The organism is Streptomyces sp. NPDC029956, assembly GCF_055574655.1.
Genome location: NZ_JBVHZJ010000043.1, coordinates 45260 through 70692 on the forward strand (window position 1 = coordinate 45260; position 25433 = coordinate 70692).

At 70.7% G+C, this 25433-nt stretch carries 23 protein-coding genes and 1 pseudogene; 12 read left to right on the top strand and 12 right to left on the bottom strand.

The window, feature by feature from the left end:
* The first annotated feature begins 19 nt into the window (after positions 1-19).
* The 7 genes from ACZ4XX_RS28545 to ACZ4XX_RS28575 are packed head-to-tail and all read left to right on the top strand — an operon-like array spanning position 20 to position 7975.
* Entirely contained in the window at positions 20-1084 is a 1065-nt protein-coding gene (locus ACZ4XX_RS28545) for a radical SAM family protein (protein ID WP_468510739.1), read from the top strand.
* Positions 1084-2247 (top strand): enolase C-terminal domain-like protein, encoded by a 1164-nt coding sequence (locus ACZ4XX_RS28550; RefSeq protein ID WP_468510740.1) that lies wholly within the window; start codon positions 1084-1086, stop codon positions 2245-2247. The genes ACZ4XX_RS28545 and ACZ4XX_RS28550 overlap by 1 nt, the downstream gene beginning before the upstream one ends.
* Positions 2244-2954, top strand: a complete 711-nt coding sequence (locus ACZ4XX_RS28555) for an HAD family hydrolase (RefSeq protein WP_468510741.1) — start codon at positions 2244-2246, stop codon at positions 2952-2954. Before ACZ4XX_RS28550 ends, ACZ4XX_RS28555 begins: the two co-directional genes overlap by 4 nt.
* Positions 2954-4117 (top strand): nucleotidyl cyclase domain-containing protein, encoded by a 1164-nt coding sequence (locus ACZ4XX_RS28560; RefSeq protein ID WP_468510742.1) that lies wholly within the window; start codon positions 2954-2956, stop codon positions 4115-4117. The genes ACZ4XX_RS28555 and ACZ4XX_RS28560 overlap by 1 nt, the downstream gene beginning before the upstream one ends.
* Complete coding sequence (locus ACZ4XX_RS28565; protein ID WP_468510743.1) at positions 4114-6273, top strand: phosphoketolase family protein; 2160 nt, start codon at positions 4114-4116, stop codon at positions 6271-6273. Before ACZ4XX_RS28560 ends, ACZ4XX_RS28565 begins: the two co-directional genes overlap by 4 nt.
* The gene (locus ACZ4XX_RS28570; RefSeq protein WP_468510744.1) at positions 6270-7118 is read left to right on the top strand and encodes a phytanoyl-CoA dioxygenase family protein; all 849 of its coding nucleotides are present in this window, start codon (positions 6270-6272) and stop codon (positions 7116-7118) included. Before ACZ4XX_RS28565 ends, ACZ4XX_RS28570 begins: the two co-directional genes overlap by 4 nt.
* A 44-nt stretch (positions 7119-7162) precedes the next feature.
* Positions 7163-7975, top strand: a complete 813-nt coding sequence (locus tag ACZ4XX_RS28575; RefSeq protein WP_468510745.1) for a class I SAM-dependent methyltransferase — start codon at positions 7163-7165, stop codon at positions 7973-7975.
* On the opposite strand, the gene ACZ4XX_RS28580 is transcribed toward ACZ4XX_RS28575, so the two are convergent.
* The 5 genes from ACZ4XX_RS28580 to haaT all read right to left on the bottom strand — a co-directional run bounded on the left by ACZ4XX_RS28580 (position 7956) and on the right by haaT (position 13522).
* Positions 7956-8243 (bottom strand): DUF7660 family protein, encoded by a 288-nt coding sequence (locus ACZ4XX_RS28580; RefSeq protein ID WP_468510746.1) that lies wholly within the window; start codon positions 8241-8243, stop codon positions 7956-7958. The genes ACZ4XX_RS28575 and ACZ4XX_RS28580 overlap by 20 nt on opposite strands.
* Before the next feature lie 462 nt (positions 8244-8705).
* Positions 8706-9182 carry a cyclophane-containing RiPP N-acetyltransferase HaaN gene (gene haaN, locus ACZ4XX_RS28585; RefSeq protein WP_468510747.1) on the bottom strand — a complete coding sequence of 159 codons (477 nt, stop codon included), beginning with the start codon at positions 9180-9182 and terminating at the stop codon, positions 8706-8708.
* Positions 9183-9260: 78 nt separating this feature from the next.
* Positions 9261-10421 carry an FxsB family cyclophane-forming radical SAM/SPASM peptide maturase gene (locus ACZ4XX_RS28590; RefSeq protein WP_468510748.1) on the bottom strand — a complete coding sequence of 387 codons (1161 nt, stop codon included), beginning with the start codon at positions 10419-10421 and terminating at the stop codon, positions 9261-9263.
* A gap of 13 nt (positions 10422-10434) precedes the next feature.
* A complete protein-coding gene (haaA, locus tag ACZ4XX_RS28595; RefSeq protein ID WP_026058169.1) occupies positions 10435-10614 on the bottom strand; it encodes a HaaA family cyclophane-containing RiPP peptide in 180 nt (59 codons plus the stop codon).
* Between the two features lie 136 nt (positions 10615-10750).
* Complete coding sequence (gene haaT, locus ACZ4XX_RS28600) at positions 10751-13522, bottom strand: cyclophane-containing RiPP biosynthesis TPR protein HaaT (RefSeq protein ID WP_468510749.1); 2772 nt, start codon at positions 13520-13522, stop codon at positions 10751-10753.
* Between the two features lie 363 nt (positions 13523-13885).
* Between haaT and ACZ4XX_RS28605 the strand changes: the two genes are divergently transcribed.
* From ACZ4XX_RS28605 to ACZ4XX_RS28615, 3 genes are all read left to right on the top strand, one after another.
* On the top strand, positions 13886-14152 hold the full coding sequence (locus ACZ4XX_RS28605) for a hypothetical protein (protein ID WP_468510750.1): 267 nt from the start codon (positions 13886-13888) through the stop codon (positions 14150-14152).
* Positions 14153-14184: 32 nt separating this feature from the next.
* Positions 14185-14514 carry a hypothetical protein gene (locus ACZ4XX_RS28610; protein ID WP_468510751.1) on the top strand — a complete coding sequence of 110 codons (330 nt, stop codon included), beginning with the start codon at positions 14185-14187 and terminating at the stop codon, positions 14512-14514.
* Between the two features lie 1198 nt (positions 14515-15712).
* Positions 15713-16156, top strand: a complete 444-nt coding sequence (locus ACZ4XX_RS28615) for a hypothetical protein (protein WP_468510752.1) — start codon at positions 15713-15715, stop codon at positions 16154-16156.
* Positions 16157-16222: 66 nt separating this feature from the next.
* Here ACZ4XX_RS28615 and ACZ4XX_RS28620 read toward each other — a convergent pair whose 3' ends face one another.
* A complete protein-coding gene (locus ACZ4XX_RS28620; RefSeq protein WP_468510753.1) occupies positions 16223-16804 on the bottom strand; it encodes a DUF2231 domain-containing protein in 582 nt (193 codons plus the stop codon).
* Positions 16805-17100: 296 nt separating this feature from the next.
* Between ACZ4XX_RS28620 and ACZ4XX_RS28625 the strand changes: the two genes are divergently transcribed.
* The gene (locus ACZ4XX_RS28625; RefSeq protein WP_468510754.1) at positions 17101-19377 is read left to right on the top strand and encodes a catalase; all 2277 of its coding nucleotides are present in this window, start codon (positions 17101-17103) and stop codon (positions 19375-19377) included.
* A gap of 303 nt (positions 19378-19680) precedes the next feature.
* Here the strand turns inward: ACZ4XX_RS28625 and ACZ4XX_RS28630 are convergent, their stop codons facing one another.
* Together ACZ4XX_RS28630 and ACZ4XX_RS28635 are read right to left on the bottom strand one after the other, a co-directional pair.
* Entirely contained in the window at positions 19681-20103 is a 423-nt protein-coding gene (locus ACZ4XX_RS28630; RefSeq protein WP_468510755.1) for an STAS domain-containing protein, read from the bottom strand.
* Positions 20104-20329: 226 nt separating this feature from the next.
* The gene (locus tag ACZ4XX_RS28635) at positions 20330-21514 is read right to left on the bottom strand and encodes an alcohol dehydrogenase catalytic domain-containing protein (RefSeq protein WP_468510756.1); all 1185 of its coding nucleotides are present in this window, start codon (positions 21512-21514) and stop codon (positions 20330-20332) included.
* 263 nt (positions 21515-21777) lie between these two features.
* Between ACZ4XX_RS28635 and ACZ4XX_RS28640 the strand changes: the two genes are divergently transcribed.
* The gene (locus ACZ4XX_RS28640) at positions 21778-22740 is read left to right on the top strand and encodes an SDR family oxidoreductase (protein WP_468510757.1); all 963 of its coding nucleotides are present in this window, start codon (positions 21778-21780) and stop codon (positions 22738-22740) included.
* A 111-nt stretch (positions 22741-22851) separates the two neighbouring features.
* Here the strand turns inward: ACZ4XX_RS28640 and ACZ4XX_RS28645 are convergent, their stop codons facing one another.
* The 4 genes and pseudogenes from ACZ4XX_RS28645 to ACZ4XX_RS28660 form a co-directional block, all read right to left on the bottom strand.
* Complete coding sequence (locus tag ACZ4XX_RS28645; protein ID WP_468510758.1) at positions 22852-23046, bottom strand: hypothetical protein; 195 nt, start codon at positions 23044-23046, stop codon at positions 22852-22854.
* Positions 23047-23327: 281 nt separating this feature from the next.
* Entirely contained in the window at positions 23328-23777 is a 450-nt protein-coding gene (locus ACZ4XX_RS28650; protein WP_468510759.1) for an SRPBCC family protein, read from the bottom strand.
* A gap of 69 nt (positions 23778-23846) precedes the next feature.
* On the bottom strand, positions 23847-24236 hold the full coding sequence (locus tag ACZ4XX_RS28655; RefSeq protein WP_468510760.1) for a hypothetical protein: 390 nt from the start codon (positions 24234-24236) through the stop codon (positions 23847-23849).
* A gap of 607 nt (positions 24237-24843) precedes the next feature.
* Positions 24844-25162 (bottom strand): annotated as a pseudogene (locus tag ACZ4XX_RS28660) (DUF6286 domain-containing protein); the annotation flags it as partial.
* Positions 25163-25433 lie beyond the last annotated feature (271 nt).

The window sequence follows — 25433 nt, forward strand, 5'->3', positions numbered from 1 at the left end:
ACACCAGAGAGGGAAGCCGATGCTCGAATCCGTTAGCCACCTGGAAGAGGTGGCCCATGAGCGGAAGATCAACCGTGAGGACGTACTGCTCCTCGCGCTGAACAGCTGCGGGGCACGCTCGCCGCTGGACAAGCCGCGGATGCGGTTCCAGCTGGCCTTGGACTCGCGGCCGGCCGACCCGTCGTACCTGATCCTCTCCCTGGGCCGCGAGGACTCGCCGTTCGAGATCGACGAGCGCGAGCTGCGGCTGCACGGCGAGCGGGTCGGCGCGGTTACGGGCATCGAGGACGACGACGCCGTGCTGGGCTACTGGCGCAACGGCACCAAGATGCTCACCCTGAACTCCAACCAGCGCTCCCAGTGCGTGGGGTGCACGTTCTGTCCGAACACCCTGGAGGGGGCCTCGGACCCGGCGATCCGCGAGCTCGACCTGCCTGGCTACTTCGCCACACTCGCGGCGAACTCCGGCATGGCGGACCTGTCGGGGGTCGAGACCGTCACGGTGTGCACCGGCTGCTTCCTCTACGAGCACCTGGCCCTGGAGCACCTGGAGGGCGTGCGGGCCGCGATGCGCAGCACCGGCTGCGAGGGCACGCTGCACTTCCTGTCGTCGGTCCTCACCAGCGAGGCGGGCCTGGACCGGGCCGCCGAGCTCGGCCCGTTCCACCTGACGCTGACGGTGGAGTGCTTCACCAACAGGGCGAACATCCTCAAGCAGTCCAAGGCCGTGCTGACGATCGACCAGATGGTCGCCACGCTCGGGGCGGCGAAGGAGCGGGGCATCACCACGGACTTCACGTACATCGTGGGCCTGGACCCGATCGAGGAGGCCGTGGAGAACTTGAAGCGGCTGGTGCCAGTGACCACGACGTTCCCGCGGTTCCAGACGTACCAGGCCCACAACCCGTACATGGACGTCTACCGCACGCCGGGGTCGGAGACGATCGAGTGGAACCTGACGATGCGCCGCGCGGTCGAGGAGCTGTTCGCGGAGACGAGGCTGCGGCCGCAGTGGTGGCAGAACTACCGCTCGCCGTGGGCGTACACGTTCGCCGGTGAGCAGTTGACCGGGGCGCGGATCTGATGGCCGGGCGGGACGGCGGGGCCGTGACGGTGGTGCGGGCGGTGCGGGTGTGGCCGGTGGCCGGGCAGCCGGCCGGTCTGCCGGAGGGATTGTCGGACGCGGTGGCCGCGGTGGCGGTGGCGCCGGCGGGTCCGTCGTGGCCGGAGCACCGGACGCGGTTCGCGATCGAGGTGGTCGGCGACGGGGTCTCGGGCTGGCACGCGCCCGTCGGGGAGGGCGTGGCGCGGCTCGTCGTGGACACCCTCGCCGACGTGCTCGTCGGGCACGATGCGGCGGCGCCGCGCAAGCTCGTCTACCGGCCGCGGGCGGGTCGGCACCAGCAGGGTGCGCATGCCCGTCAGGCCGTGTCGGCGGTTGAGCTGGCGTGCTGGGATCTGGCGTCGAGGGCCTCGGGCCGGTCGGTGCCGGAGCTGCTGGGCGGCACGGTACGGGAGCGGGTGCCGGTGTACGCGTCCGCGCTCGGCCTGGACCCGAGCCGTCCGGAGGCGGTGAAAGCGGCGGCGTGGATCGCCGAGCAGGGGTTCTGGGGGCAGAAGTGGCCGCTCACCAAGGAGTTGCTGCGCCAGGGGCCGCGGGTCGTCGGCCGGGTGCTGGGGGCGCTGCGGGAGGCGGCGGGCGACGGCCGGTTCATGGTCGACGGGCTGCGCCGATGCCGGCTGGACGAGGCGCTGGCCCTGATGTCCGTGCTGGCCGACCTGGATGTCGCGTTCGCCGAGGAGCTGCTGGAGTCGGGCGGCTTCGCCTGGGCCCGGCTGCGGGCGGCCGGGGCCGGGGTGGCGATGGCGGCCGGTGAGCACGCGGTCGACGAGCACGAGCAGATGCGGCTGCTGACGGGCGGGTCGGTGGACGTGTGGCAGACCGACCCGGGCTGGTCGGGCGGGCTGGCCCGCTCCCTGCACACCACCGAGGTCGCCGCCGATCTGGGGATGGCGACGTTCCCGCACGGCGACCGGCTGTGGGCGGCGCTTGCGCTGGCCGGGGCGTGCTGCCGGGACAAGATTCCGGCGGTGGAGTGGCATCTGACGCTGGAGCCGCTGCGGCAGCAGGTGTTCGCTGAGGCCGCCGTCGTGGAGGCGGGGCTGCTGCCGTCGAGCCCCGGGGCCGGGCTCGCCCCGCTGCCGGTCACCTCCTCGCCGCTCCCGACGTGGGAGATCGGGTCGTGAACGGCCGGGTGATGTGGTCCGGGGTGCGGGCGGTCTGCTTCGACCTGGGCGGCACGCTGGTGCGCCCGGAGCCGGTGGCGACGACCGGCCAGGTCGCCGAGGTCCTCGGCATCTCCTTGGAGGAGGCCCGCGCCCTGATGGGCAAGGGAGCCAAGCGGCGCCTGGTCACCCCGTGGGACCTCGCCCACGAGATCGCGGCCGACTTCGGGCGGCCCGGGCTCACCGGCCCGCTCACCGAGGTGCTGGAGCGGGCCCGGCGCCGGGCTGAGGAGCCGCAGCTGTACCCGGACGTGCCGGACATGCTCGCCGAGCTGCGGGTGAGGGGCTATGCCCTGTACGCCATGACCAACGCGCTCGGTTCCTCAGTGCCCGAGCAGGATCCTCCCGCGTTCCGCGAGCTGCTGGACGGCATCTTCTACTCGGCGCGCACCGGCGCGATCAAGCCGGAGCCCGAGGCGTTCGCCGCTGTCGAGCACGCCAGCGGGCTGCGGCCGGAGGAACTGCTGCACGTCGGCGACTCGATGAGCGCCGACGTACGCGGGGCCACGGCGGCCAGCTGGCACACGGCCTGGTTGGACCGGCAGCACATGACTGGCCCACAGATGCCAGCCGCGTCCACGCCGCGCCTGCACTCCCTCAACACCCTCCCGCTGCTGCTGCCCGCCCGGGCTGCGGCGGAAACGATCACATCGGAGGTGGCCGGCTAATGGAGCCGTCCCGTACGCCCCACCCGGCAGCACCGCCTGTCCACGATCCGCTGACCTCGTCCGTGCCGCTGTTCGACCCCAGTCAGATGCCGCTGCGCACCTGGTGCGAGGGCAGCCGCGAGGACGCGGTCACCGGCCTCGTCGCGTTCCCCGACTTCCACAGCCATATCCCGCGCTGCCTGACCGCCGCCCTGGACGAGGGACGGCTGGTGGCGCTGGCGATCGGGGACGTCGACGGGCTGAAGGACCACGTGGAGCGGACGAACTCCACCAACCCGACCTCCTACGGGCACCTGGCCGGCAACGAGGTCATGGCGACCGTGGGGGCCACGACCCGCGCGTGGTTCCGCGAGCAGCCCTTCGACTCCGGATGTGCGGCGACCTTCGGCGGCGACGAGGTGATCCTCGCCGCGGTCGTGGACGACGCCACCCAGTTCCACCAAGCCCTCGGGGTGCTGCGGGACCGGCTCGGCGCCGTACTGCCGGTGACGGTCTCCTTCGCCCTGATGTACGTCACCGCCGACGACCTGCCCGCCGAGCGGGAACGGAGCTGGAAGCACGCCTTCACCGACGCCCTGCTCGCGGCGGTGGACCGGACGCTGTTCACGCACAAGGCGGCGCGGCGAGCCGGGGGCGGCCAGGGCGGCATCATCGCCGTCACCCGACCGCCCCTCCTGTCCGAGTCCGACCAGGCGGGGTCTGATCCGATGGTCCTGCTCCCGCTGCCGGCCGCGTCCGACGTCGTGCGTGTCGTGGCCCGGCCGGAGCGGATCGGCGGCCGGGACTTCCTGCTGCTGCCCTGTCGGGGGCCGGTCGGCCAGCGCGGTGCCCAGCTGCGCGTCACCTTCCCCACCGGCAGCTCCAAGACCGTCGTCGCCTACGCGCTGCGCGGCCAGGCCGCGGTGCCGTACGCGGCCCTCACCGACGGCGTGACCGGAGTGCCGCTGACGGTGCGAGGCGTGCGGGACCGCACCCCGCGCAGCGTGCCTGAGGACCTGGCCGCTGCCCTGGAGCGGACCGGGCTGGACTGGAGCGCGGTGCCCGCTCACGAGCAGGCGCAGATCCTCCACCTGATCACCGAGGCCGGCACGGAGGAGATCCGGGCCGGGCGGGTCACCGCTGCCGTGGACGCGGTCGCCGCCCGGAAGGGGGCGGCACGGTGACCAAGACCGCCCTGCTCCCCGGGCCCGCCGCCGTGACGGGCCCGGGCGACTTCCCCGACTGGAGCCAGGCCGCCGCGCACGCCGTGGCCCGTGTGCCGGACGCGGCCGTGACGGCCGCGTGGCGGGCGCTGAACTACCTGTGCGCCGCACAGCTGTACCTGAACGACAACGTGCTTCCCGCCCGGCCGCTCCGAGTGGAGGACGTGAAGGAGGCGCCGAGCGGACACTGGGGGGTGTGCCCACCGGTGAACTTCATGCTCGCGCACCTGGGGCCGCTCACCGCCGGACGGCCCCCGGGCAGCGAGGTCCTGGTCGTCCACGGCGCCGGGCACGCCGGGCCGTCGGCGCTGGCTCACGCGTACCTGACCAAGACCCTCACCCTGACCGGCAACGGCCCGGGCTGGTCGGCGGCCGACATGCGCGCGCTGGCCTCGGGCTTCCCGCACACCCGGGCCTACGGCGGGGAGATCACTCCGCTGATCCCCGGCGTGCGCTACACCGGCGGCCAGCTCGGGCCGGCACTCGCCGTCGCGCAGGGCATGGTCCTGGACGCCCCGCGCCGCCTGGTGGTCGCGCTGCTCGGCGACGGGGAGCTGGAGACCGGCGCCGCCGCTGCGGCGTGGACGGCCCGACGCGCGTTGCTCGGGTCCGGGCTGCACGGCGCGGTGCTGCCCGTCGTGCTGGCCAACGGCCTGCGGATGGGCGGCCCGTCGGTGCTGGCCGGGCTCGACGAGGACGAGCTGCGCGCGTACTTCACCGGCCTGGGGTACGAGCCGTTCCTCCACGACGGCTCCGACATGGCCGGCTTCCGGACGGTCCTGGCCGAGGTGTTCGCCAGGCTGCGGCCGCTCGGTGTCGCCCGGCCGCAGCCGGTCATCGTCCTGACCATACCCAAGGGCGCGACCGGCCCCGAGCAGGTCGCGGGCCGCCAGATCGCCGGAGCCCCGGCCGTCCACAAGACCCCGCTGAAGGACCCCGCCCGCAACCAGGAGGAGTTCGACGCCCTCGCCTCCTGGCTGGCCTCGTACGAGCCGGCCGAACTGTTCACCGACCGCGGGCAGCCGTCCGACCTCGTACGGCAGGCCCTGCCACACCCGCCGCTCCGGCCCCGCCCCGCCTCACCGGTAGAGCCGCTCACTGTCCGCGGAGAACAGGCGTGGCCGCTGGTCAGCGCCGTGATCCGCGAGCGCGCCGCCGCTGGCTCGTTCCGGCTGTTCAGCCCGGACGAGGCCGCCTCCAACCGACTCTGCCTGGCCGACGCTGGGGACGGCGGGATGCCGGAATGGGCGAGCGAGATCCTCAACGAGGAAATGTGCCACGCCTGGCTCCAGGGCTACACCGAGACCGGCCGCGACGCGCTGCTGGCCACGTACGAAGCGTTCGCCGCGGTCAACACCAGCCTGCTCGTCCAGCATCTCAAGCACCGCAGCACGCGGACCGCGTCCGGCATGGGCGGGCTGCCGAACATCAACTACCTGATCACTTCGCTGGGCTGGCGCAACACCTACACCCACCAGAACCCTGGGCTCGTCTCCGCGATGCTGGAGACCGAGAACCCCACCGTGCACGTCTACACCCCGGCCGACGCCACCCGCGCGGCCGCGACCCTCACGGCCATGCTCACCGGACGCGACCGGGCGAACTTCCTGATCGCCGACAAGCACCACACGCTTACGTTCCCGCCGGATACTTTCCGCGAGGAGATGACGAACGGCGCCGCGATCTGGCCACACCTCAGCAGCTCATGTCCGGGAGGCCCGGATCTCGTCCTGGCTTCCGCCGGCGATGTCGCGGCGCGCGAGCTGTCCGCCGCCGCCGACCAGATCGCCGCCGCCCGCCCGGACACGCGCATCCAGTACGTGCACATCAACGACCTCACCGTCCTCGGCACACCCGACACCTGGCCCGCCGCGCTGCCCGACGGCGCCTTCGCCCGCCTGTTCCCGGCCGGCGTTCCCGTACTGCTGGCCACCGTCACGCAGGCACCCGCCGTACGGGCCCTGCTTGCCGCCCGCGGCGAAGCCGCCCGGGTCCGGGTGGTCGGCTACCTCGACCCCGGCCGCCCCCTGTCGTCCGCCGACCTGCTGGAGCTCTGCGGCATGTCCGCCACCGCGCTCACGGCCCAGGCGTTCTCGATGCTCAAGGAGCCGCGATGACCACCCCGCTCGCACCCAACCCGGAGCAGCTGGCCACCTTCGACCGCGACGGCCTGCTCATCCTGCGCGGCGCCCTCGCCCCCGAGGTCCGCGACCGCGCGGCCGAGGCCGCCGTACAGCTCCTGGCCACCGACCGCACTGTGGGCCGGGACCGCTCGGTCGACGGCAAGGACGGCTTCCGCGGCGTCGTCGCCCTGGACGACGCCTTCCTGCCGCTCGTCGCCAACCCGGCCGTGCTGCCCACCCTCGTCGGCCTGCTCAGCCCGAACATCCACCTGATGTCGGGCAACCTGATCGCCATGCCGTCCCTGTCCGACGAGCAGCGCACCATCCGCGTGCCGTCTCGGCACGGATGGCACCGCGACATGTCCTCCACCGTGGCCGACCTCGGCGTCGAGCACACGCCCCGCCTGGCGATCAAGGTGGCGTACTTCCTCACCGACCCCGGCCCGGACGCCGGGCTCACGATGTTCGTGCCCGGCAGCCACAGCCGCACCGGACCCGTCACCGTCCCCGAGGGGGACATCGACCCGCCCGGCGCGATCACTCCGGATATCGGCCCGTATGACGTGGTGCTCTTCGAGAACCGCACCTGGCACGCCGGCGGCCTCAACCGCTCCGGACACGACCGGCTGGCCGTCATGATGCAGTACGGCTACCGGTGGCTCAACGCGGTCGACGACTCCGCCCCCGGGCTTCTCGACCGGCCGGACCTGAATGCCGTCGAGCGGCAGCTCCTCGGCACCCGCGACCGAAACCCTGATGGCTCCGTCGCCCGCGAGGGCTCCGGCGCCCGCCCCGTCGCCGACTGGTGGGAGCACCTGAGCGCCTCCCCGGCTCGTTGACTGATCACCCGCCCCTGACCGCACCCCCGCGAGAGACTGGACCCGTGACCTCCTCCACCCCCTCCTACACGCCCGAAGAGCTGTTCGCGTCCACCGCGCCGTACTACGCTGCCTTCCGGCCTCGCTACGCGCCCGAGCTCTACAACCTGCTCGCCAAGCGCTTCGGCCTCAACGGCACCCAGCGCGTGCTCGACCTCGGTGCCGGCCCCGGCATCATCGCCCTCGAACTCGCTCCGCTCGTCGGCGAGGCCATCGCCGTCGACCCCGAGAAGGGCATGTTTGAAGAGGGCCGCCGTCTGGCCGCCGAGCGCGGTATCACCAACATCACCTGGCGCGAGGGCGACTCCACCACCCTCCCGACGATGGATATCGGGCCCGTTCTCCTCACCGTCATGGGCGCGGCGTATCACTGGATGGACCGCGACCGGGTCGCCCGGGACCTCGACCGGATCATCGAGCCCGGCGGAGCGATCGTCCTCGCCTCCGGCGGCGCCCCCGGCGACCTCGAACCCGCCCCCTGGCGACAGGTCATTGATGAGGTCCGCACGCGCTACCTCGGCCCCGAGCGCCGCGCCGGCTCCGGCACCTACTCCCACCCCAAGGAACGCCACCAGGACGTCCTTGCCCGCAGCCCGTTCTCCCGGGTCGACACCACGCGCTGGGACCACACCCTGACCCGCACCGTGGGCGAGGTCATCGGCTGGGTCTTCAGCCTCTCCTACTCCAGCCCCGCCCAACTCGGCGAGAAGAAGGACGCCTTCGAGCGGGACCTGCGCGTGGCCCTCCTCGACTTCGCCCCGTCCGGACGGTTCGACGAGGTGATCCGGACCGAGGTGGTTATCGCCACCAGGCCCTGAGCGACGCTGGAGAGCCGCGGAGCCCCGCTCTACTCGTAGCTGGTGGCTGCGTGGAGGGCTCGGGCGATGAAGGTCCAGTCTCCGTCAGGGGGATCTGCTCTCCCCCTTGGCGGTACGCACCTGGGGAGTCGTTCACCCACGCTGCGAGTGCTTCGAGGAAGTCGTCAAGAGTGTTGTTCTCCCACTCGTGGCCACGGGCACGGAACTCTTCGTGCAGGTCACGCAGGAAGGTGACCAGCTCTTCACGGCTTCGCGGTTCGGGGAGCATGGCGACAACGTACCCAGCGTGATCGTGCAGGATCCAGGGGCCATTACAAGATCAGCGACAGAGTCGAACCCGGTGACCGTCCACGGCGGAGCCGCTACGACACCGCCGTCTCGCATGAGCTGCACCTCTGTACAGCCTGCCGGCCGGTGTTGCCCGCTGTCGCGGTCGCCGGATGGGTGACGTTCAGCCGGTCCCAGAGCCCGGACGGCGGGTCCGGAATCCATCCCCACCGAGGTGCCTTGATGTACTCGTCCTCCAGGTGAGTACAAGCCCCTGGCAGGTGCGCGTACCGCGTGGGCGAGATCAGGATGGTGTCCGCAGGGAAGCCCCGCCATTCCCGCCGAATCGGCGACGCGGGCCGCTCCGCCCTGGGCGCGGCGCCGTTCGCCGGGCAGCAGCAGCCCAGTCCCACGATGAGCTCGCATCGTTCGCAGAGTTCTTCCTTCACAGCCCCGCGTCCCCTTACGCCGTGCCGGTCGTCTCGATCCGGTAGACGATCTTCCCATCGAACTCGGCGAACCCGAGCGACTTGTAGAACGCGCGGGCGACGGGGTTGTCGCGGTCCGTCATCCACTCGACACGGCCGCACCCCGGGCGCGCGGCAGCCAGGGCCCGGAGTTCGTCCATGAGCTGGGCACCGATGCCCTGGCGGCGCAGGGTGTCGCGAACGTACAGCTCCTTGAGGAACAGGGAGTGAGTGGAGCCGGCCGCCGGCCACAGGAAGGAGTATGCGGCGAGCCCCACGATGTCCCCGGCCTCGTCCTCGACCAGGAGGGCGGAGGCCAGCGGCGGGGCGCCGAACAGCGCCTCCTCCACCTGCGCGCGCCGCTCCTCGAAGGGCTGGATCTCGGTCGATCCGTAGAACCGCTCGATCTCCTCGATCAGTTCGGCCACCGCGTGGACGTCCCGCTGCTCGGCAGGTCGGATCGTCACCGTCATGTACAACTCCTCGATCGTCGTTCACTTCGCTCACCTGCTCCAACGCTCGACGCCTCAGCGGCGCTACGGCCCGCCGTCTCATGGAGACTGCGCGGTCGGCGCGTACGCGTCCCACCCGCTCGCGCGCAGCGAGTCCTGGACATGGCGGATCAGGTACTCCAAGTCCGCGCAGTAGACAGAGGGGTTCCGATAGCCGTGGGCAGCGCTGAAGCGGTGCGGGAGGTAGCCGCCTCCGCAGACCTCCACCAGAGGGCAGCTCTGGCACTTCTCGGCGAGCGCAGCCCTGCCGTCTGCCCGGTGCAGGAGCTTCGGGTGACGCGACGCCTCGTCGAAGGAGTGCTGGAAGACGTCGAGCTCGAGCCGGGAGGCGCCCTCTTCGACGGAGCGCAGGGTGTCCACGGCTTCCATCGTTCCGTCGGACTCGATCACGACACTCGTCGGCGGGGCCAGGCCGAGTGTCTCCACCGCACCGCGCACGCCGGAGCTGAGCGCCACGATGTCCTCCAGCATCCGGATGCTGTGCCGGTGCTCGGGCCGGGAGAGCCAGGCGTCGTACACCCGGCTCATCCAGAGCCCGTACTCGGGCACGTCGAGGTTGTCGCGGTGCGGCGGGTCGTCGTGGGTGGCGTGCGGTAGACCGAAGTCGATGACCGGCGGCTCGAAGGACGCCAGGTAGTCGTGGATTTCGACAGGGTCGTTGGCCAGGTCCACGACTGCGAGGAGACCAGCGAAGAGGTGCGGCCGCTCCCGCAGCAGCTCGATGCCGCGCACGGCGGCCGCCGAGCTGGACCGACCGGTGTGGGTCAGTCGGTGCCGGTCATTAGCGGTCGGGGGCCCGTCGAGGCTCACGCCGACGACCACCCCGTACTTCTCGAACAGGTCGAGCCACGCCTTCGTGAGGAGCGTTCCATTGGTCTGAAGCTCGAAGCGGACCTTCACTTCCGCCGGGACGCCTTCGCGTACGGCGTCGATGAGCTCGGTCACGTGGCGGCGGCCGGCCAGCATCGGCTCCCCACCGTGCAGGACGACATGGACGGCCGGCAGGCCGTGCGCCGTGGCGTGCTCGCCGATGCGCCAGCCTGCCTCCCTCGCCACGTCCACGCCGAACCGGACGGGCAGGTGCCGCCACGACTGGTCCTTGGAGTTGAATACGTAGCAGTAGTCGCAGTCGATGTTGCAGCGGTTCGCGACCTTGAGGATGAAGGTCCGAAAAGGGGCGGTCTCTTCGAGCGAGGTCATCGAGAGTCGATGCTCAGAACCACCAGGGCCAGATGAGAGACGCCGCGTGAGGCCCTTCGGCGAAGCCGTCCGCCTCGGACTTTTCCTCGTCGAGTCGCTGCTGTACGCGGGCGGCGATCCGTTCCAGGACAGCGTTGCCGTGGATGGAGTCAGGGCAGGTGGGCGGCGCGAGCACAGGCGTACGTGACGACATTCAACGCTCCTCGGGGTGGTGGTGCCCATAGCGGACCGGCACCGTGCGACGGCGGTTGAAGCGACAGACCGACTCGGCACCGTAGCAGTGCTGTTGTCGTCGGCGGCATACGGATTCCGGCCAGGTGACGACCGGGCTATCCGGCTCGTGGGGCGAGCAGCTCTTCGAGCTCCTGCGCCGCCGCGCCGGCTCCAAGCCGCCGGTAGAGGGCGGCCGCGTTCCGCAGATAGCCTTCGGCCCGCGTCACCCCGGCCGTGATCAAGTCGCAGCGGCCGATCCCTTCCAGGGCCCGCGCCTCCTCCAGCGGAGAGCGGATGTCTCGAGCCAGGACGAGGGCCTCCTCGAAGTACTCCCGCGCAATTTCCGCCTCCCCTGAGGCGCGTACCAAGGGCCCCCAGTGGTTCAGTACCTCGGCCTCGCCGCACCGGTCCCCCAGCTCCCGGTGGAGGTCCAGACTGCGCCGGAACGCCTCAATGGCTTCATCCCACTCGCCGAGCATCCATCGGGCGGCACCCAGCTCGCTCAGGGAGGCGGCCTCCCCACCGCGGCTGCCGAGATCGCGGAACGCGCTCAGAGCCTCCTCCAGTACCCGGACCGCTTCCGTGGCGCTCCCTGACACGCGCTCCAGCGCCCCCAGGTTGCGGATGCTGTTCGCGCGTCCGAACCGCTCCCCGAGTTCGGTGAAGCGCTCCAGCGCCTGGTCGTGCGCCTCCCGGGCGCCGACGACGTCGCCCGTCAGCCTCCTCACGACGCCCAGCTCGTTGAGCGCGTACGCCTGGTGGGTCCGGTCGTCGAGCTCCACGTAGATGTCGTACGCCTCTCGGTGTCGGCGCTCCGCCTGCTCGTACTCGCCCGTGAGTCGGTGCACGACGCCGAGGTCCCTGAGGGAATTCGCCTCCCCGTACCGGTCGTGGAGCTCCCGGTAGATCGACAGCGCCTCGCTTTGGGCCTCCACGGCGGCGTCGAACCGTCCGGTCTGCCGGCGCACCATGCCGAGATCCGCGAGCGCGTTGGCTTGCCCGAGCCGGTCGCCCACCTCGCGGTAGAGAGCGAGAGCCTCGGTCTGGGCACGTGCGGAAGCCTCGTTGTCGGCGGTCATGAGCCAGACGATGCCGGCCTGGTTCAGCGCGTCGGCCTTGCCGCGCCGGTCGCCCGCGGCCTCGTACTCCTCCACCGCCTCGTTGAGCGCCTCGACCGCCTCGGGGTAGGCGGCCATGAAGCGCCGTACGACTCCAAGCTCGGCGAGCGCCCCGGCGCGGGCCTTACGGTCGCCGGTATGCCGGGCGGCGTCGGCGGCTGTCCGATGGAGCCCGACGGCCTGGTCCCACGGGCCGGCCTGCCGCAGGAACGGGGCCATGGCGGCGGCCATGCGGATGACGAGCTCGTGCAGGGCGAGACCGCTCGCGCGCCGAATGCAGGCGAGGACGTTGGCCCGCTCGTTCTCCAGCCAGCCGAGGGCCGCCGCACGGGACTCCATGCGCGGGGTCTCCACCGAAGCGGCTTCGTCGGGCCGTGTCGGTGCGACCGCGCCTCTTCGGACGAGGTGCCGGTTCGCGGCGGCGAGAGCGGCCAGGTAGTAGAGGCACACTCGCTGAACGGCCTGGGTCTGCTCCATACTGCTGTCTCCCTCGTCGGCGAGACCACGGGCGAAATCACGTAACAGATCATGAAGCCGGTACCGGCTTCCCGGATGTTCGTCGATCATGTGGGCGTCGTACAGCGCGTCGAGCTGGTGCCGCGCCTCCGCCATGGTCACCCCACCGAGCGCGGCACCGACATAGGCGTCAAGGTCGGTCCCAGGGTAGAAGCCCAGGCCGCGGAAGAAGCGCCTGTGCTCCTCCTCCATGTCCTGGTACGACAGCTCGAACGTCGCCGCCACCGCCCGCTCCCCGGCCCGCAGCTCCCCCAGCCGATCCCGCGCGGCCAACAGGCGCTCGCGGAGATCCTCCGCGCCCCACGACGGGTGGTGCCGCAGCCGCGCGGCGAGCAGGGACACCCCCAGCGGCAGATACCCGCACAGCCCGACGAGCTCCGCGACCACGTCCCGGTCGAGCGACGCCGCCGGCCGCCCACTGAGCCGTACGAACAGATCGACAGCGTGATCCGCCGGCAGCGCCTCCACGGGCAGCACCACTTCCTCCTGCGCCGCCAGCCGCTTCCGGCTGGTCACCAGCACCAGACAGTCGCCCGCCCCAGGAAGCAGCGGCTCCAGCTGCCGGTAGCTGGCCGCGTTGTCGAGGATGAGCAGCGCCTTCTTCCCCGCAAGACCGCTACGCCACATAGCGGCCCTCGCCTCAGTGACCGCCCCCACATCATCACCGGCCGGGATCCGCCCCGCAGGCACCCCGGTCGCCGACAGCAATGACGCCAGCGCCTCGCCGGCCTGCACGGGACTCCGCCCGGTCGTGTGCCCGTTGAGGTTCACGAACAACTGCCCGTCCGGGAACCGCTCCGCCAGCACATGCCCGGCGTGCACGGCGAACGCCGTCTTCCCCACCCCCGGCATCCCGTCGATCACATGCACCGGCAGCGCCTCACCACTCTCCTGCGCCGCCCGTACCGACCCCACAAGCGCCGACAGCTCGGCGCCACGGTCCGTGAACGCCGCGGTGTCGCGCGGCAGCGCCCGCAACACGAGCGCGGCTCCCGGCGGTTCGGCCTCGTTCTGGGGCGCCGACTCGGGCTGCCGCACGGGCGTCCGTGAATCCGACAGGGCGGCCAACACCGTCATCACCACGAGCAGCCCCCCGAGCAGCACGAACGAGAACCAGGCATGCCTCTGCAGCCACCCCAACCACCCCGGCCATTCCGACTCGGACACCGCGTTCGTGACCAGCCCCACGAGCATGGTCGTCACGACCCCGCCGGCGGCCACGACAGCGATCGAGATCCCGCGCCGAAGCCTCATGCGTCAGCCGTCCACCCGTGAAGGGGATGCGTCTCCCCAACTGGCGCTGGCGTGTCACTCATGCGCCCCAGCGTCCCAAGGTCAACCCCCGTCACGAAACCCCCCGAGTTCGTCATCCAACCGCCCAAGGGCATCAGCGGAGACGACCTCGGTCAAGGGCACTGACGCGCCAAGGCCGGTCCGGATCCAGCCTCGCCGAATCACGAGTCAGTCCGCTCAGGAAACTCTGAGACCGTTCATCCCCCGAGTGAGAGGCTGAACGGTTGCCACACGTTCACACGAGAGGTTCGCCCAGATGACCGAGACAGAGATTGAGGAACATGAAGGCGACGTCTCTAAGGATGGGTACACCTCCTCGCCCGAGTGCTCGCCGAGCGCTGGCAGGACACCGTCGATCGCCAGGAACTCGAAGATCACGTGTCGTGGCTGAGGGAGCGCCGCAACTCGTTCGCGCACCGTCTCATCGACGACGTCGACTCCCAGTGGCGAAGCCACCCGGCGACATGGAACTTCGACGACGAAGCGGCCGACGAGGCACTGGAGAGAGTCAGCGCTGCCGCCTTGGTGCTAGAAGAGGGCTGGGAACAGCACCTCACCTGCCAGCGCGCTGATGCGCGATACGTACCCTGACAAACGGCAGCACACGATGAGGGAACGAGAGCGTGGATGCGTCCGAACTGGCCGAACTCCGCACCACGTACATCTTCGACCCGGCCGAGGGTTCCACCTGGGGCCTGACCTACGAGGGGACCGAGGCCAAGCTGCGCGAGCGGGAGACGGATACGTTCGTCCGTATCGATGAGGGGGAGGAAGGTCCCGTTCGCGGGTCCGTCATGCACTTCGGCATCACGGTCGGCGAGGAGGAGCTGGAGGGCATGGCCAAGCTGTCCCCGGAAGGCATCGCCATCGAGGACTGCACTGCTCATGCCGCAGCCGAGTTCGTCAAGTGGCTGTGGGGCAGCATCCTCATGGGTGTCTCCTTGGGATTCTAGTGGAAGGGCCTTTGGCTTGCGTCTCCGCGGATCAGGTGGTGTTCCCCAGGTAGATGATCTTGGCGCTGCGTGGCGACTGGAAGCGGCTTCCGTCGGTTCTGATGCTGACTTGCGTGATGGTGTGTCAGATGGGAGTGCTACCTTGATAGGCGGCGATTGAGACTCCCGGCTCGGACGATATCGACATTGCCGCCGCACAGGCCATGCGGGCAAGGAAGATTCCTGCGAGTGTCTCCCTGTCGCGCCAGGTGGTGCCGAAGGACCGCCATGCTCCGGACGCCGCTCGCGTCCGTCCGGAGACGTTGGCCGATCGCTCCCAGGATGTGGAGAAGGACCTGACGCGTCCAGCGTGCGACCACACGCGACCACCACGCCGGCCGCATCTGTCGCGACCAGTGCTGATCCCTTGTCTGGGCGCCAGCGGGCCCGCTGACGCCCAGCAGATTCTTCGTCTGCTGGTGGTACAGCGGAGCCAAGCCGTTGATCAGCAGGGATGCTGGCCCTGTGGTCCCAGGGGGAGCGCCAGGTCCCCCGCGAGAGAAGTGGCGCTCACCCGGGAGACCGTCACACCCGCAGCGGCCTCGGCGCCTACCGACGCGAGCAGTCCACGGCTAGGCGAACGGCCGACGCGTCCTCTGCCCTCCTCGACACATCACCGGCCGCACCAGACAGGCAAGGCGGCGCCTGGTGTCCCGCACCAAGCGCCGGCGAATGCCCGGATGAGCGACGTCGCGGGAGACCGTACGGCTCGAACCGTCAGCGCTCCGCACGTCATCGCCGGCGATGACGTGCTCGCGCTCGACCGGGCTCATGCTCAGCCGGTACTGGCGCGGCCGGGAGAAGCGGACCCGTACGAGGACCGGGTCACGCGGACTGTCCATCCTGCAGGCACCTCTGGTCCCGCGGCCGCGTGCCGAGGGCGAGGGGCGGCCTGATCCGGGCTTTCTTCAGCCGGGCCAGGAGGCGGGCGGCGCATGTGCGCCGACGGTAGAGGTGGGACCGCACTCCGGGTCAGCTCGGTTCGCTTCAGCAGGGCGATGGCGGTGTCGGCCATGTCCGGGTCCGCCTGTCCGGCGGATCTTCAGCGCGAAGCCCCCTCGTTCGGAGTGTCATCTGCCTGGCTGCAACCGGGGGCCGCCTTAGGCTGCCTGGCCCAATCGGCCACTCGGCGAAGCGTTCTCCGGGCAGAACGTTCCCCATGGACAGCGATCACGAGATGGATCCGGCACACCGGGTTCCGGACAGCCTGGGCGAGAAGACGGTGCGCGCCCTGGGCGCGCTTTCGAAGGCGTTGGAAACCACGGAGCGGGCCCGCGGCCACCTCTACGGCTTCCACCAGCTGACCGGGACCGCGGACTTCGAGCTCGGCGACGCGGTGCGGCTCTTGAGGGAGGCGGGCCATGAGGAGCAGGCTGCCCGGGTCGAGCGCGAGATCGTGGGCCGCAACGTCATCCCGGGGCACTGGACTTTCCAGATCATCGAGGCATACAACACCACCTACTACGAGCCCTTCGCCTCGGTCGAACGCGGCATCGTCGACGAGGTGGCCGGCGGACGGGACCACCTTCTGGAGGCTCGTCTCAAGACGATTCGCCGTACACCCCATCACCCTGACCACACCCCTTTGCCCCCCTCGTCCTGACGGGGGGCGTGGCTCGGCGAGGGAGCGGGAGGGCCATAACGGAACCCACGACCCGACGGGGATTCCTCACACAGCGGCGTGCGCCCCCGCAGCCCGTCGGTAGGCCACGTGTCCGCCCAGCGCACCGCTGACGGCTACAGCAGCCATCCCGCTCAGGGCCCACAGCCGCCCCTTCGCCGAACGGCCGCGGAGCCGCGCCGTCAGGGACGCGGAATAGCAGGCCACCGCAACCACGTTGGCGACCGCGTGGGCCGCGCCGACACGGGCTTGCTCGGGCGGCAGGTCCGCCCAGTCCACCCAGCCTGCCACCGCTGCCGGGGCGACGCCGGCCAGTCCGACAGCGTTCAGGGTGGTCGAAGCCTTCTGCGCCCCGGGCACGAGGTCGAGTACCGAGACCGACAGCCAGCATCCCACGGGCACCTGCACGAACACGGGGTGCAGCGGGTGACCCAGAGGCCTGCCGCGCAGCAGATCACGTGCGTCGCCCAGAGGGAGCGACCGGATTCCCCGCTGCATCGCCCTGATGGCCGGATCGGCCACCGTGCTCCGCTCGAGCCGGTCCAGGGTTTTCAGCCACCACGCTGAGGCGGTGTCGAGGGCTGCGGGCCGCCCGTCCGTGGGCGAGGTGTCCAGAGCACGTGAGTTCATACACGACGCCTACCCGCCGCTACGCGGTCCTCCCGCCCGGGCCTCGACTGCACCCGAACGATCGGCCCCCCTTCGGAGGAGCCTCGATCTCAGCTCTCAGGCACGCACAGCTCTTTCCCGACCACATGGTGGCCCCCCAGTCCCGTCGGGGCGGACGGCTGTTAGGCGGAACGGGCGCATTCGGCATGCCGTGGACACCCGCCGGGGCGAGGGTTGCGGCGGGGTCGCTCCGGCCCCGCCGACCTGCGCGGCAGAGACCTCGCAGGCGCGGAGTCCGCCAGGAGGAGACGTCAGGCATGGTGCAGAAGAAGGCGAAGAAGGCCGCGGGCAGCGGGGGCCCGAAGGCCAGGACCACGCCGAAGAAGGGGGCCACGTCGGAGCAACCGCCCGGGCGGCCGACGCCCCGCCCGCCCGCCGCGGCGGAGCCGACCCGCCCTCGCGAGCCCCTGCCGCCCAAGCCGGACCAGAGCGGCCCGGACACGGTGAGCCCCACCGGGCAGCCCACTGGCGCACCCCAGGCCACCGTGGCTCAGGGAGGCGCCTACCTCACGTCCGCACAAGGTACCCGTCTCCCCGACAGCGACCACTCCCTGAAGGCAGGCGCACGGGGACCGGTGCTGCTGCAGGACCACCACCTGCGGGAGAAGATCACTCACTTCGATCACGAACGCATTCCCGAGCGCGTCGTGCACGCACGCGGCGCCGCCGCCCACGGGGTCTTCCAGGGATACGGCACCGCCACGAAGATCACCAAGGCGGCGTTCCTGGCGAAGGGCGTCGAGACGCCGGTGTTCGTGAGGTTCTCCACCGTCCTCGGTTCACGAGGTTCGGCGGACACGGTGCGTGACACGCGTGGTTTCGCGACGAAGTTCTACACCGTGGAAGGCACCTTCGACCTGGTGGGCAACAACATCCCGGTCTTCTTCATCCAGGACGCCATCAAGTTCCCCGACGTCGTCCATGCCGCGAAACCGCACCCCGACCGTGAGATCCCACAGGCACAGAGCGCCCATGACACCTTCTGGGACTTCGTGTCCCTGCATACCGAGGCCACCCACCACACGCTCTGGAACATGTCGGACCGGGCTCTGCCCCGCTCGTTCCGGATGATGGAGGGGTTCGGCGTCCACACGTTCCGCCTGGTCGACGCCAACGGTGCCACCATCCTGGCGAAGTTCCACTGGAAGCCCAAGTTGGGCGTCCACTCCCTGGTCTGGGAGGAGGCGCAGATCACCAACGGCATGGACCCCGACTTCCACCGCAGGGATCTGGCAGACGCTATCGAGGCCGGGGCCTTCCCCCAGTGGGAGCTGGGCATCCAGACCTTCCCCGATACTCCGGACCAGACCTTCGAGGGCATCGACCTCCTCGATCCCACCAAGATCGTCCCGGAGGAGCTGGCACCGGTTCAGCCCATCGGGCTGATGACGCTGAACGCCAATCCGGTCAACTACTTCGCCGAGACCGAGCAGGTGGCCTTCCACCCCGGACATCTCGTTCCCGGAATCGACGTCACCGACGACCCGCTGCTCGCGGGACGGCTGTTCTCGTACCTCGACACTCAGATCAGCCGGCTGGGCGGCCCGAACTTCGCTCAGATCCCTATCAATCGGCCGCACTCTCCCGTCAACGACATGCTCCGCGACGGCATGCATCAGACCGCCGTCCACGCCGGGACCGCCCCCTACCGGCCCAACAGCCTCGACGGCGGCTGCCCGTTCCTCGCGGCAGCCGACTCCGCCGCCTTCATCGAGGCGCCTATCGAGCTGCCCGCGGCGCGAAAAGCCCGGGAGGCTCCCGCCGCGTTCGCCGACCACTTCAGCCAGCCGCGGCTCTTCTGGCTCAGCATGACGCCGGTGGAGCGCGAACACATCGTCGCCGCCTACACCTTCGAACTGAGCAAGTGCTACGAGCAGGCCGTCAAGGAACGCGCCCTAGCCGTCCTCGCCAACATCGACCCCCGGCTCTGCGAAGAGGTCGCCACCGGACTCGGACTCCCCGTGCCGGCTCCCACGGAGCCCCTCACGCGCCCCGACCCGAGCCCCGCACTGTCTCAGCTCGGCCGGACCTGGCCCGTCGACGGACGGGTCATCGGTATCGTCGCCCACCCGGCGGCAGATTTGAGGAGCGTCCGCTCCGTACGGGACGCCGTGTCCAAGGCGGGCATGGTTCCCCTGGTCATCGCCCCGACAGGCGGCGTCCTCGGTCGCGGGAAGAATCCGGTCACCGTGCAGCGCACCTTCGCCGCCGCCCGTTCCATCGAGTTCGACGCCCTCCTGCTGGCCGGAACGCCCGAAGCGGCCGCCGACGCCCGCGGCGCCCGCGACGCCAAGGCCGGTGCGGCGGAGCCCGGCGGTCCGGACCCCCGCGTCCTGCTGCTGGTCTCGGAGGCGTACCGCCACGGCAAGGCGATCGGCGGATGGGGCGATGCCTCTCTGACCCTTGAGGCTGCCGGCGTCGGAGCGGACGAACCGGGCATCCTACTGGGCGGCACCGCCGGCGCGGTTCTCAAGCAGATCACGAAGTCTCTGGCAGGACACCGTGCCTGGGACCGGTTCCCCACCACACTCTGACACCGGAGGCCACCGGCAGCCGCGTTCCTGGCTTTCGTGTTCGGGCAGGTGGTCCTGCTCGCGCACGACCTCGCCCACCGGCCGGTCTTCCGACGGCGCAAAGCCAGACCTCGACCCAGCCCTCGACCCAGCCCTCGACCCGGACATCTTCGTCCGGACCCTGGATGCCTGCCGCGCACGGCCCACGTGCCCGCGGCCGGTAGAAGAGGGAGGTGAGGAGTGGGTTCGTGCGGCAGGCCGTAGCACAGCCATCCGGCTGCGGAACCGATCATCACGTGCGAAACCTCCCGCATCATCGCCTGATCAGTCAGTCAGTGACTCAGCCGGCCTTCGTCGACGGTCCGGGGGGCATCCAGCATCGGGCCCGACGTCTTGAGGCGCAGGGCCCATCGCGAACAAGGCGGCATCCCCGGTGATCTCCATGAGCCGGAGCATCTGATGTGAGGGTGCCCCCAGTCGGATGGTGCGGCCCGAATCCGTGGCCCACCGTCTGACGGTCATGAGCACTTCGAGGCCGGAGGAATCGCAGAAGGAGGAGTACAGGAGGTCGATGACCACCTCGGCGCCGGCTGGAGCTTCGGTCATCGCTCTTCGTAGGAGGGAACGTGCTTCGTCCGCGTGATGCATGTCGAGGTCCCCGCACAAGCGCACCACGCATACCCTGGGAGGCGATCCGGCCGCGCCGGGTTCCACAGTCTGGGCTCCCAGGTCGGCGCTCATGACCATTCACCTCACACAGGTGCGGTTGCCCGGAATGACCCGCCGCATGCGGTGCTTCCGCCGCCGTGTCAGACGAACCGAGGCTGCGAGGCGCGCTCGTGGTCATGCGTACCGGGAATGGTTCGCCACTGGTGAGCGCAGGGTCAAAGCTCCCGGCAGAGGCCGGTCGCCCAGGCGGCCGCGGACCGGGCCGCGGGTTCAACGTCGGGCCGCGCCCGATGTCCTGGGCCCGTCAGGGTGTGAAGAGAACCTTGACTGCGCCGTCCTGCTTCTTCTGGAACATCTCGTAGGCGTCCGGCGCCTGTTCCAGCGGCAGCCGGTGGGTGGCGAAGCCGTCGACGCCCAGCGGGTCTTCGTCGGTGAGGAGCGGGAGGATGTCGCTCGCCCAGCGGTGAACGTTGGCCTGGCCCATGCGCACCTGCAGCTGCTTGTCGAACATGGTCAGCAGGGGCATCGGGTCGGCGGCGCCTCCGTAGACCCCGGAGACGGATACGGTGCCCCCGCGCCGGACGAGGTCGATGGCCGCGTACAGGGCGGAGAGACGGTCGACTCCGACGGCCTTCATCAGTCCGGCGGCCAGGGCGTCCGGCAGCAGTGTGGTCATCGTCTGCGCCGCGCCGGCAATTCGGCTGCCGTGCGCTTCCATGCCGACGGCGTCGATGACCGCGTCCGGCCCGCGGCCTCCCGTGAGCTCGCGCACAGCGTCCGTCAGGCCACCCTTGGACTCCTTGAGGTCCAGCGTCTGCACACCTCGGCCCCTGGCCCGCTCCAGACGTTCGGGCACGAGGTCGATGCCGATGACGGTCTTCGCACCGTGATGGGCGGCGATGCGGCAGCTCATGTCGCCGATGGGGCCGAGCCCCAGGACGGCGACGCTGCCGCCGCGCGGGACGGCCGCGTACTCGACGGCCTGCCATGCCGTCGGCAGGACGTCGGAGAGGTACACGAAACGGTCGTCGGGCGGTCCGTGCGGTACCGGGATGGGGAGGGTGTTGCCGAACGGGACCCGGAGGTACTGGGCCTGGCCTCCAGGCACCTGGCCGTAGAGCTTGGTGTAGCCGAAGAGCGATGCGCCCGTGCCGTGCTCGTGGACCTGCGTGGTTTCGCACTGCGAGTGCAGGCCGCGTTCGCACATGAAGCATGTTCCGCAGGAGACGTTGAAGGGGATGACGACCCGGTCGCCCGGCTTCACGGCGGTGACGGCGGGGCCGACCTCCTTCACGATGCCCATGGCCTCGTGGCCCAGGATGTCGCCGACGTCGAGGAAGGCGCCCAGGATCAGGTAGAGGTGCAGGTCGGAGCCGCACAGCCCCGTGGTCGTCACTTCGACGACGATGTCGTCGGGGTCTCGGAGTACGGGATCGGGCACCGTGTCCACGCGTACGTCCTGCTTGCCGTGCCAGGTCAGTGCCCTCATCGTTGCTCCCCAGTGGAACCCTCGTCACGGGCTTGCCTCTCGCTCGGCGGCTGCCCTCGATGAAGCTCTCGAACCGACACGTAGGTGATTTTCTCCGCGAACTCACGAGGCGGCCCGACGCGCTCTCCGGGAAGCGGGGGCCAGGCACGCCCGCGGCGGGTGACCATGGGATGCGCGGGTAGGCGCACATGATGATCACCTTGGGCGTCGAGGGGCCGTGCCGGTCACGCGTGGAACGGACGCGGCCGGGCAGAGGCATGGGCATGAGGCCCAGCGCCCGCCGGTACCGCACCCACTCGCACTCGAGCCCCCTGCAAGGCCGGGTCGCCGTTGTCACCGGCGCTGCCGGGGGCATCGGCGCGAGCACGGCGTACGCACTGTCGCGGCGTGGCGCCCATGTGGCCCTGCTCGACCTGGAAGGGAAAGGGTTGGGCCGACTTGCGACCGAGCTGCCGGGACCTGCCGCCCCATGGACGGTCGACGTCACCGACGCGGCCGCACTGGCGGCAACTGCCGAAGACGTCCGCAACACGCTGGGCTCGCCCTCCGTGGTCGTCGCGAACGCCGGCGTCGCCATCGGAGGCGCTCTCCAGGACTGCGACCCAGAGGACTGGCGGCGGGTGATCGAAGTCAACCTCGTCGGCAGTGCCCTCACCGCCCGCTGCTTCCTCCCCGATCTCCTGCGCAGCCACGGCTACTACCTCCAGGTCGCCTCCCTCGCCGCGTTGGCACCCACCCCGCTCCTCACCGCGTACTGCGCCTCCAAGTCCGGGGTCGAAGCCTTCGCACACGCCCTGCGGGCCGAGATCACCCACAGGGGCGTCGACGTCGGCATTGCCTACCTGAACTGGGCCGATACCTCGCTGATCCGCCACGCCGACCAGACAGAGGTCTTCCAGACACTACGCGCGCACCTGCCATGGCCGGCCTCGGTCAACCAGGACCCGGCCCTCTACGCGGCGGCTATGGTCCGGGGTATCGAACGCCGCTCAGCTCACCTGTACGCCCCGCCATGGGTGCGCGTTGCGCAGGAGGCCCGCGCCTTCATGCCCACGCTCGTCACGCACTACTTCCGGCATGTCCTCGCGGCACTCGGCGATACGCCCCTGCCCGCCACCGGCCTCCTCGGACCCGGCGGCGCCGCAGCCGACAGGAGGGGCCTCGCGGGACCGGAGCAGCATCACCCTCGCCCAGGAGGAGAGTCATGGCCGTGCGACACCACTTGAGCTCCGTTCAGGAGGTGTCGGCGGCACAAGTGCTCGATGCTTGCGAGAGGCGACGGCACTCCGCCCGACGACGAGCGGAAGCTGCGCCACGTGGACTCTGGCGCCCGCTGTCTACTGGCTGGTCCAGCGGTGCGAGTGGTCGGGATCGGTGGGGCAGGCGAAGAGGCTGAGTTCGCCGAAGCGGCTCACGGTGACGTCGGTGGAGGTTGCGTCCCCATGGGCGGGCAGGTCTCGGTCCTCAAGCGGCTTCCAGCTGCCGCTGCCGCCGTCCCGTTCCGAGCTGTCGATGGTCAGCAGCAGGCGCATCGGTGTCCTGCGGGCCCGACAGTCCCGGGGCACGGGTCGGTCTTGAGATAGCCGACCTCACCCCCGACGGGGTCGCCGCGGCCGAGGTCGCCCGGCGCGGCGCGGACAGCGTAGACCGCCACTGGGCCGACCGGATCGGTGACCAACGCTTGGCCGAGTGCCGCGTCACCCTCTGGGAACCGGTCGACCCGACGACGGGCCCCGCAGACCGTCTCTGAGGTTCGGCCCTCGTAGGTAACGCCCACATAGGCGTTGAGAGGGGCCTCACCGGTCATTGCTCGTCAGGCGTGCTGGACTTCGTCCCGCTGCTCTGCGGTCTTGGCCAAGCGGGCCAGCATTCCCCTGTGCCGGAGTTGGAGCAGGGCCTCGACGGCGGGGTTGTGAAGTGCTCCTCCCACGCCGCGCAGGGGGTGCTCGTCGCAGACGACCAAGGTCTCCTCGCCCCAAGGCCTGAGCTGCAGAAAGATCCTCGCCGTGCCCAAGGCCTTGAAGGAGGCTTCGAGCTCGAGCTCGCTTCCTGGCTCCTGATGGCGGACCGTCGTTACCCCTTCGGTCGACCAGGGGCCCAGTCGCACGGTGTACAGAAGCTGGGAGCCGACCTCGGGCCAGGCTTGATCGAGTGGGGTGGACTCGGACGGCCCAACCACCCACTCCCCGTAGCACTTCGGATCGGCGAGAACTGTCCAGACTGCCGGTGGCGAGCGGTGGATCAACTGGTTTCGAACGGCCATGAGGGGATCCTTAGCCGTGGAAGAGAGGTGTGCCGGGACCGCGTTCCCTCGGTTTGTGTGGAGGCGGTGCTAACCGGCGCTGCGCTTGCCGGGCGGGTCCTGTGGGTCCACGTCCGTCGTGGCGGAGGCATCCTTCGTTCCGCTGGGCCGCTGGGAGCGGCCGCGGGGGCCGAGATCGTGCATGCCCTTCTCTCCTGAGCCCTCGCTCTGCTGCTCACCCCGTTCGCCGTGGCTCTTGACCGGCTCACCATGAGGACTCCCGGCCTCTTCCTTGGAGACTGTGCGTCCGGGGCCCTTGGACGGGGCGTACGTGTCGGGGTGGAAGGACCGATGAGCGCTCGGGTTCTCCTGCTGTCGGGTCTCGTCCACGTCGGGGGACCAGCCGTGCTGCTCGGTGCCCTCGTGGGGACTCGGTCCCTTGCCGTGCCTCGGCTGAGATGGCTTCGGCTGTTTCGTCATGGCCTGGCCTGCTGTCTGGCTGGGGGAGGGGCGCGCTTGACTGCCCGCGCGTGTGCCGTTGGTCTTCTCATCGTCCCACCGTCCACTGATGCGGTCGCGTCGACTGGACGAAGCGCCAGCTCAGGCTGCGGCTGTGGTGTGTGCCACCTCGCTCACCACGACGGTCAGGCGTTCTCTGCGTGGGTGCGCGGCGCGCTGCCGCGCGGCTCTGCCGCCCGGGCGCCGCAGCTGGTCGAAGAGCTCCGAGGTGAGACTCAGTCGCCGGTCGCAGCCAGCTCCTGGGCACGACCGCCGGCAGGGTGCCTCCGATTTCGTGGTGGACCCGTCACTCGGCTGGCTTCACGTGTACTCCGCGGGTCGCCAACCTCCGTTTCCCTGCTGGAGGAGGATCGGCAGATCCCGCCGGAGCTGCCGGAGCCGTGGCAGATGCTTCCCGCCCTCGCCCGCAGACCGCCGTTGCCGTCCCCTCCTCCTGTCCCCCCTATGCCACCCGCCGGGCCCGGCGCTTGACGGCGCGCAGCCGCGCGCCTCGGTGCGCAGAGAGGCGAACCCTGTGGATGCACGGGCGTTGCCGAGGGCCTGCGCGGACAGTGCGGTCAGGGCATCGGCGGGCGCGCAGGACCAGCGCGGCCGCTTCCCGGTCCAGCCCGGCCCGTACGTCGGCGTGTTCGCGCCGCATGGGAGTACGGCCCGCAGGCCGGGCGTTGCCGCCAGGAGGATGAGCCACAGTCCGAGCACCACGGTCAGCGCCGCACCGGCGATCACCCACGTGTCGTCGAGGGGCCGGGTGGCGAGCTCGCCGGCGAGCGAGCTGCGCCACGCCATGGCCGTGTGGCCCGTGCGCGCACGGCGGCCACGTCGTACAGAAGCAGCCCGGTTCCGCCGAGCGTGATGGCGGCGAGGATCGCGGCGGAGATTCGCCGCACGGACCAGAAGCGCCGCGGGTCCGGTGCGAGGGGCTGTGGGCCCTCCTCGAGTACCGGAGCCGGACCCGGTCACGCACGGCGCCGCACTGGCGTGCCATGTCGGCGGGCCGCATGAAGTGTTGTCGCGAAAGGCTGCTCACGTGGGGTCGGGTGTGAGGTCAGCTGCGTCGAGTGGGCCGGGGGGGGGGGGGGGGGGGGGGGGGGGGGGGGGGGGGGGGGGGGGGGGGGGGGGGGGGGGGGGGGGGGGGGGGGGGGGGGGGGGGGGGGGGGG

What these genes read in the sequence shown, in the direction of transcription:
- ACZ4XX_RS28580 (WP_468510746.1), bottom strand. Translation starts at nt 8,243, where the DNA reads ATGCTCCCCGAACCGCGAAGCCGTGAAGAGCTGGTCACCTTCCTGCGT.
- haaA (WP_026058169.1), bottom strand. Translation starts at nt 10,614, where the DNA reads ATGTCGTCACGTACGCCTGTGCTCGCGCCGCCCACCTGCCCTGACTCC.
- ACZ4XX_RS28630 (WP_468510755.1), bottom strand. Translation starts at nt 20,103, where the DNA reads ATGGTCATGAGCGCCGACCTGGGAGCCCAGACTGTGGAACCCGGCGCG.
- ACZ4XX_RS28570 (WP_468510744.1), top strand. Translation starts at nt 6,270, where the DNA reads ATGACCACCCCGCTCGCACCCAACCCGGAGCAGCTGGCCACCTTCGAC.
- ACZ4XX_RS28620 (WP_468510753.1), bottom strand. Translation starts at nt 16,804, where the DNA reads ATGAACTCACGTGCTCTGGACACCTCGCCCACGGACGGGCGGCCCGCA.
- ACZ4XX_RS28655 (WP_468510760.1), bottom strand. Translation starts at nt 24,236, where the DNA reads ATGACGAAACAGCCGAAGCCATCTCAGCCGAGGCACGGCAAGGGACCG.
- ACZ4XX_RS28550 (WP_468510740.1), top strand. Translation starts at nt 1,084, where the DNA reads ATGGCCGGGCGGGACGGCGGGGCCGTGACGGTGGTGCGGGCGGTGCGG.
- ACZ4XX_RS28615 (WP_468510752.1), top strand. Translation starts at nt 15,713, where the DNA reads ATGGACAGCGATCACGAGATGGATCCGGCACACCGGGTTCCGGACAGC.
- ACZ4XX_RS28635 (WP_468510756.1), bottom strand. Translation starts at nt 21,514, where the DNA reads ATGAGGGCACTGACCTGGCACGGCAAGCAGGACGTACGCGTGGACACG.
- ACZ4XX_RS28590 (WP_468510748.1), bottom strand. Translation starts at nt 10,421, where the DNA reads ATGACCTCGCTCGAAGAGACCGCCCCTTTTCGGACCTTCATCCTCAAG.
- ACZ4XX_RS28645 (WP_468510758.1), bottom strand. Translation starts at nt 23,046, where the DNA reads ATGCGCCTGCTGCTGACCATCGACAGCTCGGAACGGGACGGCGGCAGC.
- haaT (WP_468510749.1), bottom strand. Translation starts at nt 13,522, where the DNA reads ATGAGGCTTCGGCGCGGGATCTCGATCGCTGTCGTGGCCGCCGGCGGG.
- ACZ4XX_RS28560 (WP_468510742.1), top strand. Translation starts at nt 2,954, where the DNA reads ATGGAGCCGTCCCGTACGCCCCACCCGGCAGCACCGCCTGTCCACGAT.
- haaN (WP_468510747.1), bottom strand. Translation starts at nt 9,182, where the DNA reads ATGACGGTGACGATCCGACCTGCCGAGCAGCGGGACGTCCACGCGGTG.
- ACZ4XX_RS28640 (WP_468510757.1), top strand. Translation starts at nt 21,778, where the DNA reads ATGAGGCCCAGCGCCCGCCGGTACCGCACCCACTCGCACTCGAGCCCC.
- ACZ4XX_RS28625 (WP_468510754.1), top strand. Translation starts at nt 17,101, where the DNA reads ATGGTGCAGAAGAAGGCGAAGAAGGCCGCGGGCAGCGGGGGCCCGAAG.
- ACZ4XX_RS28545 (WP_468510739.1), top strand. Translation starts at nt 20, where the DNA reads ATGCTCGAATCCGTTAGCCACCTGGAAGAGGTGGCCCATGAGCGGAAG.
- ACZ4XX_RS28650 (WP_468510759.1), bottom strand. Translation starts at nt 23,777, where the DNA reads ATGGCCGTTCGAAACCAGTTGATCCACCGCTCGCCACCGGCAGTCTGG.